A 15,727-nucleotide genomic window follows, 5' to 3' on the forward strand; every position below is an offset into this window, starting at 1 on the left:
AAGCGTTATGCTTTCGGGGCTTTTTCGTCTTAAGGCAGGTTCTAAAAATTGCCTTTGCTGTATTTTTAGCTTTTAGCTGAGCAGGTTTTGCTTACTTCTTGAAGGAGCATGGTGCACTATACGACTGAAAGAGAAAGCAAAAGATGCCAGATAAAAGCAAAAAGACAGTGAAGAGCAATACAAGGAACAACGATTGAACCTTTGCGGGGAATTTTTAGAACATGCCTTAAACGTGGGCATTACTAGATAATATATGCCCATCCATAACACCTAATGCGCAATGGCACTGCACTTCGTCAACACTTACTTTGCATCTCGCACCAACCCACAAGTTCTTTAACATAAGGCAATACCGATTGCCCTAATGGCGATAAGCGATATACACCGCTTGACTTCTCAACAAGATGGTCTTCCATCAAAATACGAACGGCAGATGCAACCTGTTGATGCTTCATCCCTACTATACCCCAACAAAGTTGCTCCATTGAACCCGACACGCGCTCGGCAAGAACAAGTATCACCCATAAAGCATCTAATCCGCAAAGCCTTGAAAGGACATTGCGGATTGGACATGTAGGAAATTGCGGGTCGATTACCATGTTAGCTTATCGCCAAGTATCACACCATCCCCAGCAGGAGAATCGTTCTCGCCAAAGCTATCGGCCTTGTATTGTATGCAAAGCATCAGCATCTCGCCCTCTCCGGTGTTCTTTAAGGCGCGCTTACCCGCTGGAGCAACTCGTACAATGCTACCTTCCGACACGGGGAACACCTCGCCATCAACCTGATACTCGCCCTCGCCTTTAAGGATAAAGTACAGTTCTTCGTGGGTTTTATGCGTATGAAGGAAACCACTATCCTGGCCAGGAACCAGCGTTTGGAACGACACTTCGCTACCTGTTGCCTGCAATGCCTGGCCCACAAACACCTTTCCAGGTATTTCAATGTCGCCCAAAGGCAGTACATAATCCTTCACTTCGCTTAACTTACCGATGTTCACTGCTGTGAAATTCTTACCTTCTGTTGTTGTCTTTACAGTCTTCATAATCTTTATTGTATAATTAATTTTGTGTTTAATCGTTATTGTTCTGACGATGCAAAGGTATTGACAATCAATGGCATTCACAAGTAGGCACAACAAGGTGAGCCAGTTACCTATAAGTAAGTAATGCTGAAATATATCGAGTTACGCCTTTAAGTTTTAGCACTGTTTAACAATATAAGAACAAGCATTGCAAATGATAATAGTTACTTTTGTGCAGTAATGCAACTAAAAAACCCTATTAACATGAACAGAACAGAAGTACGTGACGCGCTTTTCCCTAATTGTCCCGTCCGAAATATACTATCTAGAGTGGGAGATAAGTGGTCGATGTTAGTGCTTTTCACCTTAGAAACAAATGGCAACCTGCGTTTCAAAGAGTTGCAACGCAACATCCCCGACATATCACAGAAAATGCTCACGGCTACTTTAAAGATGCTCGAAGGCGATGCACTTATTACCCGCGTTGCTTTTCCCGAAGTTCCGCCACGCGTAGAGTACTCGCTATCAGAAAAAGGAAAGAGCCTACTTCCACACATTAGCAACCTACTTGCGTGGGCAACCGAACACATGGGCGAAATTATTGAGTCGCGCCAACATTACCTCTTAAAGTAAGGAAAGCGTTTAAAGGTGAAAGAGTGAAAAGGTGAAAAGATGAAAAAGGGAAAAGGTGAAAAAGGGAAAAGGTGAAAAGGTGAAAAGGTGAAAAGGTGAAAAGGTGAAAAGGTGAAAAAATGGATAAGCCCATCAACTTATCAACTTGTACACTCATTGAAAACGTCTTGACTTATAATATTCCAATAAATTGAGAGGAGTTTGTTATCTCTGTGATGCCAATACAAGATAAGCTCTCCTCCCATATACGAAGTGCGGAGCAAACCAACTCACTGGCGTATAAACTCGTGAAAACCCAACAACTCCCTAACACATCAACTCACCAATTCACCAATTCACCAACTCACCAACTCACCAACTCACCACCTCACCACCTCATCAACTCATCAACGCATCAACTCATCAACTCATCAACTCATCAACTCATCAACTCATCAACTCACCAACTCACCAACTCACCAACTCACCAACTCACTAACTCAAAAACTTAAATTTCTATCTTTTATTTTACAAAGTTGCTCTAATTTTCACTCCATTCTAGCGAAAATATCGGTCATAAATCAGGTAAAAAGCCACTATTTCTAGCTTTTCACGCATCTCGTTTTGTCTATTTTTAAGACCAAAACCTGCATTTTGCACCATTTAGCCTTTCTAGTTTAGCTGCCAACTCGTAATTTTTCATGCCCAATTACCCGCTTTTAACCCCTAAAATGCCACTTTTTAATGGCTATTTTGTCCTTTTCGGCCATGTTTTCAATAACTCTAAAAGATATTATTTATACCATTACGATGTATTTTTATTCTTTTCGCCTCGCATTTAGCAGCATTTTGCACTGCATTTAGCATCAAAACGCACTGCGTTTAGCACCAAATTACAGTGCTTTTAGCAGCAAATAGCCCAAAAGCTGGTACAAATGGCGGTCATTTTAAATAAAAATTCATTTTGTCGTATTCACGGGTTACCCCCTTTTTGCATCAAATCCAACCTTCGCGAGAATCGATTTTTTGCGGAAAGGTGAACAATCGGTGGACAAAATGGGCACTCAGAATGTTAAATTCTCTACTAAAAATTAGACAAGAAAAACGATTATGCCACGTACAAGCGCATGGACAACAATATGGAAAGCACGTACACTTACTACCGCCAGTGCGAGCGGCTGCAGGCCAAACATTAAAAGTGAGGACAACTTCGTAATTTAAGCTATGTATGGCGAGGGCGAGATTTACTTTTAAGTTAAATTGAAAAAATCAAGAAAACTAATATACCTTAAACATTCCTAGTTTACAGTAAGATTATCTAATTTATTCTAGAAGAGTGTTACCTTCGGGAAATTTAACCCAAATCCAACATTAGAGCCTATGCTGATTTTGTTTGATTGTTAAGCATAAGGTCTGTTTTATTCTTGAAGTCTTAGCGAGCTACGTCAAGAGAATAAAACAGGCAAGATGCCGACAAGCAAACGAAAGACGAACAGGAAGCGATGCATACAACTTAAAATTAATTGACAAGCAGTCTAATGCCCAATTGGGGTTTAACAAAAAAAACTGGTACGAACACCAAGACAGTATTCATACCAGTTAAAGATACGGAGTATTTTCTACATCAACTATAATTAACTGACAACATAGAAAAGCACTTTTGTGCATATACTCCCTTGTCTGATATATAAGTCAAATTCCTCCCTCCTAGAAGAACCATCGCTCCAATAATTTGGTTTAATTATAAGCTTACCATCGTTTATTTGAATATCGAAAATGTTACCGATAGATTTTATTTTTTCTCCTTCACAATATTCCGCACCTTTTGGCACGGGGATTTCTATTTTGCTACCAGCAGTATTCACCATACTTCCAATAACACTTCCTTTTGCAGGAAGAGTTCTAGAAGATACTTTAGACTTCACAAACTTAACAACAGCTCCTTTGGTCACGCCATTTTCCTTGATAGGCTCTTCCACTCTTAGTTTATAAAAGTCTGTTTCCAATGGGACGGCAAATGTTCCAGAAGGAAATTCTATTAAATCGGCATTCCTGAAAAAATGGTAACTGTGATTATATTGTACCGCAGCCGTCCGAACTCTGTTTTCCAAGTCGGCTTGCCACTTCGTATTTGACAAGGAAGTATTGCCAGCATCAACAATACACCAATAGCCATACTCCGACGTAAAATTACCCGCGTTGTCAATATAATATCCAGTACTCTCAAACAACGTTTTACCATTATCCTCATTCATCATGTTGAGGGTTGTGCTAAACACTTCCGACTCTTCATCGTCATTCTTGCTACTACATCCTGCTAAAAATAGAAGTAGCATTAACGGCATAAGTTTAAGCAATTTATCCATAATATAAGTTTTTAGTTGATAAAGTTATTGTTGGATATTTGCAAAGATACGAAGAAATTGATTTTCAACAAAGAAATACTTTTCCTTTTTGAGATTCCACAAATGTTCCATTATATTTCTTACAGGCACGACAGAGTTATATATAATTAATTCTCAAATAACTACATCGAGTAAACAACACATCATGCCCATCATTTGTTTAGTTACGCAACACCTTGCCACTCGTTAAAATTATCTAAATCAGCATGTTGTTGGTTCTCATCTACCAATCTTTTGTTATTTTTGTACCAATTATCGCCAATGCCCGTATAACGAGCCACGCGATGCCGCAAGAAGACAATGAACTAAAACCCAAACCCGATATTTTTTCTAACTGGAATAGACAGATGAAACATCTTAAATTCTTGGCCGTGGCAGCCTTGATGTTGCTTGCTGCAACAAATGCCGAGGCCAAACAAAACAAGCAAACAAAAACTACGCGTAACACTTTCGCCATCGCCGATGGCCAATTCGTTTACAACGGTAAGCCCATGCAATTGCATTCGGGCGAGATGCACTATGCCCGCGTGCCTGCCCCTTATTGGCGTCACCGAATGAAAATGATGAAGGCAATGGGCCTGAACGCTGTTGCCACATACGTGTTTTGGAACTATCACGAAACAGAACCTGGCAAGTGGGATTGGAAAACGGGAAACCGCAACCTGCGACAGTTTGTTAAGACGGCAGCCGAAGAAGGCATGCTGGTTATTCTAAGGCCTGGTCCCTATTGCTGTGCAGAATGGGAGTTTGGCGGCTACCCTTGGTGGTTGTCTAAGGCTAAGGGCTTGGTGATACGCGCCGACAATCAGCCATTCCTCGATTCGTGCCGTGTTTACATCAACCAATTGGCCTCGCAGATGCGCGACTTACAGATAACCAAGGGCGGACCAATCATTATGGTGCAGGCCGAAAACGAGTTCGGTTCGTATGTAGCACAACGCAAAGACATACCCTTGGAAACCCATCGTGCTTATAGTGCCAAGATTAAGCAGCAATTGCTCGATGCGGGTTTCGATGTTCCCTTGTTCACGTCAGACGGAAGTTGGCTTTTCAAGGGCGGTACGATAGAGGGCGCACTGCCAACAGCCAACGGAGAGAGCGACATCGAGAAACTTAAAAAGGTGGTAAACGAATATAATGGCGGCAAAGGTCCGTACATGGTAGCCGAGTTCTACCCCGGATGGCTGTCGCATTGGGCAGAGCCTTTTCCACAAGTAAGCACCGAGTCGATAGTGAAACAAACCGCCAAGTATCTTGAAAATGGCATCAGCTTTAACTATTATATGGTGCATGGCGGAACAAACTTCGGCTTTACGTCGGGTGCCAACTACACCACCGCCACCAACTTGCAGCCCGACCTCACCTCGTACGACTACGATGCACCCATCAGCGAGGCTGGTTGGAACACGCCTAAATATGATGCCCTGCGCGCATTGATGATAAAGAACGTTAAGTATAACGTGCCTGCCGTGCCCCAACGCATTCCCGTTATAGCCATTCCCAACATCAAGCTGAACAAGAGTGCCGACGTGTTGAACCTGCTTACCAAGGGTAAAGCCGTTGAAAGCGATAAGCCACTTACCTTTGAAGACCTGAACCAAGGGCATGGCTACGTGCTATATAGAAGACACTTTAACCAACCCATCGGCGGAATGCTGAAAGTTGCCGGCTTGGCCGACTACGCTTTGGTTTACGTAAACGGCCAGAAGGTGGGCGAACTAGACCGCGTTAGCGATGTAGACAGCATCGAGATAAACGTTCCATTCAACGGCGTGCTCGACATCTTGGTTGAAAACATGGGCCGAATAAACTACGGTGCACGTATCACCCAAAGCATCAAGGGTATTAATGGCCCTGTGGTTATCGACGGAAACGAGATAACGGGCAACTGGCAGATGTACAAACTGCCCATGAACGAGGTTCCCGACGTTAACGCCTTGCCTACGGCCAACAACAAGGGGCTGCCTACACTCTATTCGGGAACGTTCAACCTAGACACCACGGGCGATACGTTCCTCAACATGGAGACATGGGGTAAGGGCATCGTATTTGTTAACGGCATTAATCTTGGCCGCTATTGGAAACGCGGACCGCAACAAACGCTCTACCTTCCCGGTTGTTTCTTAAAGAAGGGAGAAAACAAGATTGTGGTGTTCGAACAGCAAAACGACACGCCTCAGACAAGCGTTGCCGGACAAACCACACCCATATTACAAAAGTTGGTGAAGTAAACGGCACGCCCCAAAAGCTATTTTAACAGGGCGCATCGTACGTATCTTTTACCACTATAATAACGAAAATGCGTGAGTTCGACGGGTTCGTACTCACGCATTTCCTTATCAGCGGTCAAGTAGTTGCACATTTTAATATAAATTTCGGCCTTAATCTGTTGACAAATGATAAATTATTGCTACTTTTGCACTAAATAGGCTGTGTTCGCAAAGGCCACACAAGCATGTCTTGCAGGCACTAGCGTAAACGCCACACATACATCTACATTGACATAACAACATTGATGACCACTGCCGACTTAACGCGCACACTTACCCATATCGCGGAAGAGCTTTCTGATGCCAAGGCATTGAAAGGCATTTTTCACCAACACAAGGATGGAAACCCTATCCCTTCGGGAGAGGTTCTCAAAAAGATTGTGGACTTGCTGCGTGCCATTATCTTCCCTGGATATTACGGCAAGTCTACCGTTAACTCGCGCACCATCAAGTTTCATGTTGGTGTTAATGTAGAAAAACTCAACCAACTTCTTACCGACCAGATACAGGCAGGCCTCTGCTTTGCCAGCTGCGACGGCTGCGATGCAAGCGACACCGCCACCGACATGCGCTGCACAGCCGAAGATATGGCCATGAACCTGATTAAAAGGCTGCCTGCCGTGCGCCAAATGCTGGCTGCCGACGTGGCTGCGATATACAACGGCGACCCAGCAGCAGGCAGTTTCGGCGAGATTATATCGTGCTATCCATCCATCAAGGCATTGGTTAACTATCGCATTGCGCACGAATTGCTGCTTATGGGCGTGCCACTGATACCGCGAATGCTAACCGAAATGGCGCATTCGGAAACGGGAATAGACATACACCCCGCTGCACAGATTGGCCAACACTTTGCCATCGACCACGGTACGGGCGTTGTTATCGGGGCTACCTGCATCATCGGCAACAACGTTAAGCTGTATCAAGGCGTTACGCTAGGCGCACGAAGTTTTCCAAAAGACGAAGACGGCAACCCCATCAAGGGCATAGCCCGACACCCGATATTGGAAGACGATGTGGTGGTTTACTCTAATGCCACCATCCTAGGCCGTGTAACCATCGGCAAAGGCAGCGTGGTGGGCGCCAATGTGTGGGTAACAGAAGACGTGGAACCTAACACGCACATATTTAAGAAAACGAAATAACAACAACTATATACAATGGAATTCGAACTCATAGCCAAAACTTTCATGGGCCTGGAACCCGTTTTGGCCAAGGAGCTTACCCAAATGGGGGCAAACAACGTACAAATTGGCAGGCGTATGGTGTCGTTTACGGGCGACAAAGAAATGATGTATCGCGCCAATTTCCAACTGCACACGGCCATAAGGATTTTAAAACCCATTGCCAAATTCAAGGCAAGGTCGGCCGACGACGTGTACGAGGAGATACAAAAGATTGATTGGAGCAAGCATATCGAGGAAGGAAAGACTTTCTCGGTCGACTCTGTGGTGTACTCGGAAGAGTTCCGCAACTCGCGTTTCGTTACCTATAAGGTGAAAGACGCCATCGTGGACCAGTTTCGCCAACGCACGGGCAAACGCCCCAACATATCGGTGAGCAACCCAGACATACGTTTGAACATCCACATTGCCGAGTACGACTGTACGCTATCGCTCGATTCGAGTGGCGAAAGTCTGCATCGCCGCGGTTACAGGCAAGAGTCGGTGGAGGCTCCGCTTAACGAAGTGTTGGCCGCCGGTATGATATTGATGACGGGCTGGCAAGGCGAAACCGACTTTATCGACCCCATGTGCGGGTCGGGAACGCTCGTGGTAGAGGCCGCACTTATCGCTCGCAACATCTCGCCAGGCGTTTTCCGCAAGAGCTACGCTTTCGAAAAGTGGCCCGACTTCGACCAAGAGCTGTTCGACAACATCTATAACGACGACAGCAACGAACGCGAATTTAACCACCACATCTATGGTTACGACGTAGATATGAAGGCTGTGAACACGGCACGACTAAACGTTCGCGCATCGGGACTTACCAAAGACATCACCATTGAGCAAGCCGACTTCAAGGATTTCAAGAAACCAGAGAACAAAAGCATACTCGTTACCAATCCGCCTTACGGCGAACGCATCTCTACACCCAACCTTCTTGGGACATATAAGATGATTGGAGAGAGGCTTAAACACCAATTCATGGGCAACGATGCGTGGGTGTTGAGCTATCGCGAGGAGTGTTTCGACCAGATTGGACTGAAACCATCCATCAAAATTCCCGTATACAACGGGTCGTTGGAGTGCGAATTTCGCAAGTATGCCATATTCGACGGGTCGTTAAAAGACTTCCGCCAAGAGGGTGGCGTGGTGAAAACCGACGAAGAAAAGCGCCAAATGGCCGAGAAAAACAGGTTTAAGAAGAACCGCGAATTTAAGAAAAGGCTGGACGACGACGGTTCGCAAGACACCGACGACATACGTTCGTACACCTTTAAAAACCACTTCGCGCACACCGAGGAGCGCAACGAAGAACGCAAACGCAGACGAACGACATCGTATGCCGACCGCGATGACAAGCGTGGTGGCCGTTCGTTCGAGCGCGGCGGCAAGCCCTTCGCAGGCAAAGGCAAAGACTTTAACCGCAAGGGAAAGAGCTTTGAGCGCACAGACAAGCGCGGAGGAAAGAACTTTGGACGTAATTCTGCTAACTTTATAGACCATGACGATTAAACAACTTATCGTGGGAGCGATGCTCTCAACAATGATTTTCGCACCGCAAAGTATGTCGGCACAGAAACTATTCACACTGGAAGACCTTAATTATGGTGGTAACAACTTCCATAACATGGTGCCCCAAAACCGCTACACCGCATGGTGGGGCGACCAACTGGTGCGTACCGATGCGGAGTTTTGCGCACTGATAGACAAGAACACGGGCAAAGAAACCCGCCTGTTCAGCCTAGACGACGTGAACCAATGGGTTGAATCGGCTGGCAACATCAAGGTGCGTTCGTTCTATCACGCCACTTTCCCCTACCCCAATCAGCCGCTCGTGCTGCTCAACGCAAGCAAAACGCGCATGCTGGTGAACTGGAAAACCAAACAGCTGGTATGGAAACAAGATACGAAAGATGAGAGTTCTGCCGATTGGAACGCCCAATCGCGCGCCGTTGCCTTTGTTAAAGGCGACAATCTCTACGTATGTAACGCCCAAGGAACACATAAACAACTGACGAAAGACGGTAGTCGCGACATCGTTTACGGACAAAGCGTGCACCGCGACGAGTTCGGCATATATAAAGGAACGTTTTGGAGCAACGACGGACAAAAGCTGGCGTTTTACAGAATGGACCAATCGATGGTGGCCGACTATCCTTTGGTAGACATCGACACACGTATTGCCACCGAAACACCCATTCGTTATCCTATGGCTGGCGAGAAGTCGCACCTCGTAACCGTGGGAATATACGACTTGAAGACGGATAAGACTGTGTATCTCAACACAGGCGACCCCACAGACAGGTATTTTACCAATATCGCTTGGTCGCCCGACGGCAAGCTGATATACCTTATCGAACTGAATAGAGCACAAAACCACTACTCGCTAGATGCTTACGACGCTACAACGGGAAACAAAACGGCCACGCTCTACACCGAATCGAGCGACAAGTACGTGCATCCCATGCACGCCATCACGTTTCTGCCCTGGGACAACAGCCGCTTTATACTGCAAAGCGAGAAAGACGGATACAACCATTTGTACCTGTTCGACACTAGCGGAAAGCAAATTAAGCAACTTACAACGGGCAAATGGATTGTGGTTGACCTGATGGGATTTAACGCGAAGACCAAAGAGGCCATCATACTTTCTACCGAGGCCAGTCCTATTCAGAACAATCTCTACGCCGTTAACCTACAAACGGGCGCACGCCGACTGCTGGATAACGGCAAGGGATGCCATGCCAACACCACTGGCGAAGGCGGTTCGCACAAGATAGCACTAAGTCCTTCGGGGCAATGGATACTCGACAGCTACACCGAACCCACCGTTCCACGCAACATCGACATCGTGAACGTGGCCTCGGCAAAGGCAACTCGCTACTTCACTGCCGACAATCCTTGGAAGGGTTACACCGTTCCCGAATACTCGTGTGGCACAATCAAAGCAGCCGACGGCACCACCGACTTGTATTATCGCATGGTGAAACCCACCAATTTCGACCCGAACAAGAAATACCCCACCATCATTTACGTGTACGGAGGGCCAGGAGTACGCAACGTTGAGGCACGTTGGCACTTTTGGTCGCGTGGTTGGGAAACCTATATGGCACAGAAAGGCTACCTGCTTTTCATTCTCGACAACCGCGGAAGTAGTGCACGAGGTCTCGCATTCGAGCAGGCCACGTTCCATCATCTTGGCGTAGAAGAGGTGAAAGACCAAATGAAAGGTGTGGAATATCTCACCTCCTTACCCTACGTAGACAAGGACCGCATGGGCGTACATGGATGGAGTTTCGGCGGATTTATGACCACCAACCTCATCACCACCCACCCCGAAGTGTTCAAAGTAGGCGTTGCTGGCGGTCCTGTTATCGATTGGAAGTGGTACGAAGTGATGTATGGCGAACGCTATATGGGTACGCCACAGAACAATCCCAAGGGCTATGCCGAGAGCAGTTTGCTGCCAAAGGCTAAGAACTTAAAAGGAAAACTGCAAATAATAACAGGCATGAACGACCCCGTTGTGGTGCCGCAACACTGCCTGAACTTCTTGCAAGAGTGCATCAAAGTGGGCACACAGCCCGACTTCTTTGTGTATCCGGGCGAGCCACACAACATGCGCGGACACCAAAGCACCCACTTGCACGAACGTATTTCACAATATTTTGACGATTATCTAAAATAAAACGGATGAACATTTTACTGTTGGGAAGTGGCGGAAGAGAACACGCGCTTGCCTGGAAGATAGCACAAAGCAGCAAAGTTAGCAAGCTTTTCATCGCCCCCGGCAATGCAGGAACAGCCACAGTGGGCCAAAACGTGGACATCAACGCCAACGATTTCGATGCCTTAAAGCGTTTCGCGCTCGACAACGACGTGCAGATGGTGGTGGTAGGACCAGAAGACCCACTGGTGAACGGCATCTACGACGACTTCAAGAACGATGCTCGCACGACTCATATTCCCGTCATCGGCCCATCGCGACAAGGCGCAACACTCGAAGGCAGCAAAGACTTCGCCAAGGCTTTCATGGCCAGACACGCCATACCCACAGCGCGTTACAAAACCATTACCGCACAAAACATCGACGAAGGATTGGCTTTTCTCGAAGAACTAAAAGCCCCCTACGTGCTGAAAGCCGACGGATTGTGCGCCGGTAAGGGCGTACTTATCTTGCCAACACTGCAAGAGGCGAAGTCCGAATTGCGCCACATGCTCGACGGTATGTTTGGAAACGCCTCGGCATCCGTAGTTGTCGAAGAGTTTCTCAGCGGCATAGAATGCTCTGTTTTCGTGCTTACCGACGGCAAAGACTATCAAATCTTGCCCGAGGCTAAGGACTATAAGCGCATTGGCGAACACGACACAGGCCTCAACACGGGCGGCATGGGCAGCGTTAGTCCTGTGCCTTTCGCCACCCCAGAGTGGATGAAGAAAGTGGAAGAGCGCATCATTCGCCCCACGATAAACGGATTGGCCGAAGAGGGAATAGACTATAAGGGTTTCATTTTCTTCGGACTTATCAACGTGGAAGGCAACCCAATGGTTATCGAATACAACTGCCGAATGGGCGACCCCGAAACGGAAAGCGTGATGCTTAGGCTCAAAACCGACATCGTTGACCTCTTCGAGGGCGTGGCGCAGGGCAACATCGCTAGCCGAAATGTAGCTTTCGACGAGCGTGCTGCCGTCTGTGTGATGCTCGTTAGCGGTGGTTATCCCCAAGAATATGCCAAGGGTTATCCCATCGAGGGCATCGAAAACGTGGCAGAAAGCATCGTGTTCCACAGCGGAACAGCCATTAAAGACGGCCTGCTTGTTACCAACGGCGGGCGCGTTTTGGCGGTTAGCTCGTATGGAAAAGACAAGGCCGAGGCACTACAAAAAAGCTTCGAGTCGGCAAATGCCATCCGTTTCACCGACAAATATTTCAGAAAAGACATCGGTCAAGACCTGTAACAACCACCTCGCCCCTAGCGAGAAACGTACAGCAAAAGCCCTATCAGGGGTTCGAACACCGCCATGTGGCGCAACGAACGATAGGCAACCGGCGGCCAACAACCGCCAGTAACATATAGATATGGTAGTAAAGAGATTACAAAACAAGATTGCGGAAAGCAGGATGACACTCTCCTTCACGGCCGTTTACGCCGTGTTGGTGTTCTTGGCAAGCGGACTAGTGGGCAAAAACCTCTGGTTCGAGTTCGCATGCTTGGCCGTTTCCACCTACCTCATGGTAGAGTTCAACAACGTCAATGCCCTGTTAAGGGTTTATAGCCGCATGATTTCGTGCGCCTTCCTTGTGCTGGCGTGCGCGGCCAACTATCTTTTTGCCTCGCCGTCGGCCGCCTTGGTGCAAGCCTGTTTCGCAGCTTTCTATCTCATTGTGTTCAATGCCTACCAAGAACGAACGGCATCGGGCGTAACCTTCTACGCCTATTTGTTCATTGGCGTGGCCTCAACCGTGTTCGTTCAAATTCTCTTCTTCGTGCCATTGCTATGGATTTTGCACGCCACCAACGTGTTGTCCATGAGTTGGCGCAACTTCTGGGCATCCGTTCTGGGACTAATCGCCCCCTATTGGTTCGTTGGTGCTTACTTGGTTTACACCGGTCAGCCCGAAGTTTTCGTGCAACACTTCACCGACTTGGCCCTCTTCGCCCCTCTATTCCAGTATCAAGAGATAGACCACAACCGCATCGCCACCTTCCTTTTCGTTGCGCTTGTGTCGCTGATAGGCATTGTGCACTACTTGCGAAGTAGCAGAAACGACAAGATACGCAACCGCATGATTTACGAAATGGTGATAGTGGTAGACCTCTTCACCATTGCCTGCATCGTGTTGCAACCCCAACACGCCGACAACCTGCTGCCCATACTCATCATTAACACGGCAGCACTCATCGGACACTTTATTACACTCACCCGAACGGCAGCCACCAACATCGTATTTTGCGTGTTATGGCTTGCCTCAATCTTACTCACCGTCTGCAACTTATGGATTCCCTTATAGCCCTACTCATCAATTACGGATATTGGGGCATGTTTCTTTCTGCCGTCTTGGCTGGCAGTGTTATCCCATTCAGTAGCGAGGCCGTTATGGTTGGCCTGCAAGCTGCTGGCTTAGATGCGTGGCCGCTCATATTATATGGCACCGCAGGCAACGTCATTGGCGGCATGATAAACTATGGCGTGGGCCGAATGGGGCGTACAGACTGGATTGAAAAGTACCTGCACGTGAAGAAAGAGAAACTCCAACGAGCCGAAAACTTCATGGCAGGAAGGGGTGCATGGATGGGCTTTTTCGCCTTTCTGCCCATCCTTGGCAGTGCCATAACCGTGGTGTTAGGCCTTATGCGCGCAAACGTAGCCATCACCGTGACTAGCATGACAATAGGAAAATTCATTCGCTTTGCCTTACTTGTGTTTGGCGCAAGCTTCTTACTTTAAATGCTTATGTACAAGAAAATTTCCCTTTTCTTCGCTTTCGCAGTTCTGTTGCTCGCCTCTTGCACCATGGTTAAAGGCGGAAGCAAGCGCACTGTGATGGTAACCATCGAGCCGTTGAGATATTTTGTCGAGGCTATTGCAGGCAATAGGTTCGACGTTAAGACGATGGTACCCATCGGCGGAAACCCAGAAACCTACGAGCCTACCGCGCAACAGATGGTAGAACTATCGCATAGCGACCTCTATGTAAAGGTGGGTAGCATCGGATTTGAGCAGACTTGGATGAAAAGACTGAAAGCAAACGCCCCGCATACCATCATCATCGACTCGTCCGAAGGCATCGAACCCATCGAAAGTACCGACGGCGTACCCGACCCACACACGTGGATGAGCTGCAAAAACGCGGCCATCATCGCCCAAAACATCTATAAGGCGTTGCTGCAAATAGACAAGGAAGACAGCCTTTACTACAAGGCGAACCTCGAAACGCTGCTCGCAAAGATTGAAGAGACCAGCAATCAAATTCGAGAGAACCTCACCAGAGAGAAGAGCACCACCTTCCTTATCTACCACCCCATACTCACTTACTACGCCAGCGAGTTCGACTTGCACCAAATTTACATTGAAGACGAGGGGCGCGAACCCTCTGCCGCGCAGATAAAAGACATTATCAACAGCGCGAAAGCCAGTCAGGTGCGTGTGCTTTTCATGCAAAAAGAATTTGCCAACCGCAACTCGGAAACCATCGCAAACGCAGTGGGAGCCGAAGTAATTGAGTTTAACCCACTGGCTTACAACTGGGAAAAAGAAATGATAAAGGTAGCCAAATCGCTGAAATGACCGCACCGAAACAACCCATCATCAAAATTGAACACGTGTTTGCAGGCTATGAAGAGAAAGTAGCCCTGCAAGATGTGTCGCTGGAAGTGTTCGATCACGACTTCCTTGGCGTCATCGGGCCTAACGGTGGCGGCAAAACCACCCTCATGCGCGTTATTCTCGGCATGATGAAACCCTTCTCCGGCAAGGTTTCTTACTTCCGAAATGGGGTTCAAGTGCCCGAACTCACCATCGGTTACTTGCCTCAATACAACGACATCGACCGCCAATTCCCCATCGCCGTTGAAGAAGTGGTGCTGTCGGGACTTAGTAGACAAAAGAAACTTTTCGCCCCTTTCGATGCCAATCACAAACAACAGGTGGCACAAACGCTCGAAAAGTTGGGTATGGAAGACTTCGCCAAACGCCCCATTGGGTCGCTCAGCGGCGGACAATTGCAACGTGTGTTGCTGGCACGCGCCATCGTTTCGCGCCCCGAAGTGGTGGTGTTAGACGAACCGAACACCTATATAGACAAGCGTTTTCAGGAGCAAATGTACCAAATGCTCGACGTCATCAACCACGACTGCGCCATCATCATCGTAAGCCACGACGTTGGAACCATCCTCCAAAACGTGAAAGCCGTTGCTTGTGTCAACCGAACGCTGCACTATCACGACACACCAGAGATTTCGAGCGACGAGTTGAGCGAACATTTCGGTTGCCCCATCGAGCTGCTAGGGCATGGCCGCATGCCCCACCGCGTGCTGAAAGCACACGAAGACTAGCAGGCGGCAGAAACAAATCAAGGTATGTTGCCAAAACAAAGGAAGAGGCGAACGTTTTTCGACAAGCCACAGTTCAATTCAGAGATAGATAACTGCCGTGCCAACGCATAAGCTTGTTAGCTTATCTTCTTGTCTCCCCCCAACTTGTTAACTCCCAAGCTTGTCAACTCCCGAACTTGTCAACTCGTCA

12 protein-coding genes are annotated in these 15,727 nt (G+C 47.6%); 10 read left to right on the forward strand and 2 right to left on the reverse strand.

The window, feature by feature from the left end; translation table 11 throughout:
- Positions 1 to 592: 592 nt before the first annotated feature.
- A complete protein-coding gene (locus HMPREF0670_RS05395; protein WP_009230150.1) occupies positions 593 to 1,045 on the reverse strand; it encodes a cupin domain-containing protein in 453 nt (150 codons plus the stop codon).
- A gap of 243 nt (positions 1,046 to 1,288) precedes the next feature.
- On the opposite strand from HMPREF0670_RS05395, the gene HMPREF0670_RS05400 reads away from it, so the two are divergent.
- Positions 1,289 to 1,657: a winged helix-turn-helix transcriptional regulator gene (locus tag HMPREF0670_RS05400; RefSeq protein WP_009230151.1), complete on the forward strand. Its 369-nt coding sequence runs from the start codon at positions 1,289 to 1,291 to the stop codon at positions 1,655 to 1,657.
- A gap of 1,613 nt (positions 1,658 to 3,270) precedes the next feature.
- Here HMPREF0670_RS05400 and HMPREF0670_RS05405 read toward each other — a convergent pair.
- Positions 3,271 to 4,002 carry a DUF5036 family protein gene (locus tag HMPREF0670_RS05405; RefSeq protein ID WP_044077739.1) on the reverse strand — a complete coding sequence of 244 codons (732 nt, stop codon included), beginning with the start codon at positions 4,000 to 4,002 and terminating at the stop codon, positions 3,271 to 3,273.
- Between the two features lie 386 nt (positions 4,003 to 4,388).
- On the opposite strand from HMPREF0670_RS05405, the gene HMPREF0670_RS05410 reads away from it, so the two are divergent.
- The 9 genes from HMPREF0670_RS05410 (at position 4,389) to HMPREF0670_RS05450 (ending at position 15,537) form a co-directional block, all read left to right on the forward strand.
- Positions 4,389 to 6,272: a beta-galactosidase gene (locus tag HMPREF0670_RS05410; protein WP_044077886.1), complete on the forward strand. Its 1,884-nt coding sequence runs from the start codon at positions 4,389 to 4,391 to the stop codon at positions 6,270 to 6,272.
- A 284-nt stretch (positions 6,273 to 6,556) separates the two neighbouring features.
- Positions 6,557 to 7,456, forward strand: coding sequence for a serine O-acetyltransferase (locus HMPREF0670_RS05415; protein ID WP_009230154.1), 900 nt, complete (start codon positions 6,557 to 6,559; stop codon positions 7,454 to 7,456).
- A 15-nt stretch (positions 7,457 to 7,471) separates the two neighbouring features.
- Entirely contained in the window at positions 7,472 to 8,989 is a 1,518-nt protein-coding gene (locus HMPREF0670_RS05420) for a class I SAM-dependent RNA methyltransferase (RefSeq protein WP_044077740.1), read from the forward strand.
- Complete coding sequence (locus HMPREF0670_RS05425) at positions 8,979 to 11,165, forward strand: S9 family peptidase (protein WP_009230156.1); 2,187 nt, start codon at positions 8,979 to 8,981, stop codon at positions 11,163 to 11,165. Before HMPREF0670_RS05420 ends, HMPREF0670_RS05425 begins: the two co-directional genes overlap by 11 nt.
- Positions 11,166 to 11,170: 5 nt before the next feature.
- Positions 11,171 to 12,439, forward strand: a complete 1,269-nt coding sequence (gene purD / locus HMPREF0670_RS05430; RefSeq protein WP_009230157.1) for a phosphoribosylamine--glycine ligase — start codon at positions 11,171 to 11,173, stop codon at positions 12,437 to 12,439.
- Positions 12,440 to 12,560: 121 nt separating this feature from the next.
- The gene (locus HMPREF0670_RS05435; RefSeq protein ID WP_009230158.1) at positions 12,561 to 13,493 is read left to right on the forward strand and encodes a hypothetical protein; all 933 of its coding nucleotides are present in this window, start codon (positions 12,561 to 12,563) and stop codon (positions 13,491 to 13,493) included.
- The gene (locus tag HMPREF0670_RS05440) at positions 13,478 to 13,930 is read left to right on the forward strand and encodes a YqaA family protein (protein ID WP_009230159.1); all 453 of its coding nucleotides are present in this window, start codon (positions 13,478 to 13,480) and stop codon (positions 13,928 to 13,930) included. Before HMPREF0670_RS05435 ends, HMPREF0670_RS05440 begins: the two co-directional genes overlap by 16 nt.
- Positions 13,931 to 14,770 carry a metal ABC transporter solute-binding protein, Zn/Mn family gene (locus HMPREF0670_RS05445; RefSeq protein WP_009230160.1) on the forward strand — a complete coding sequence of 280 codons (840 nt, stop codon included), beginning with the start codon at positions 13,931 to 13,933 and terminating at the stop codon, positions 14,768 to 14,770. It begins immediately after the preceding gene.
- Entirely contained in the window at positions 14,767 to 15,537 is a 771-nt protein-coding gene (locus HMPREF0670_RS05450) for a metal ABC transporter ATP-binding protein (protein WP_009230161.1), read from the forward strand. Before HMPREF0670_RS05445 ends, HMPREF0670_RS05450 begins: the two co-directional genes overlap by 4 nt.
- Positions 15,538 to 15,727 lie beyond the last annotated feature (190 nt).

The organism is Prevotella sp. oral taxon 317 str. F0108 (assembly GCF_000162415.1).
Classification (GTDB): domain Bacteria; phylum Bacteroidota; class Bacteroidia; order Bacteroidales; family Bacteroidaceae; genus Prevotella; species Prevotella conceptionensis.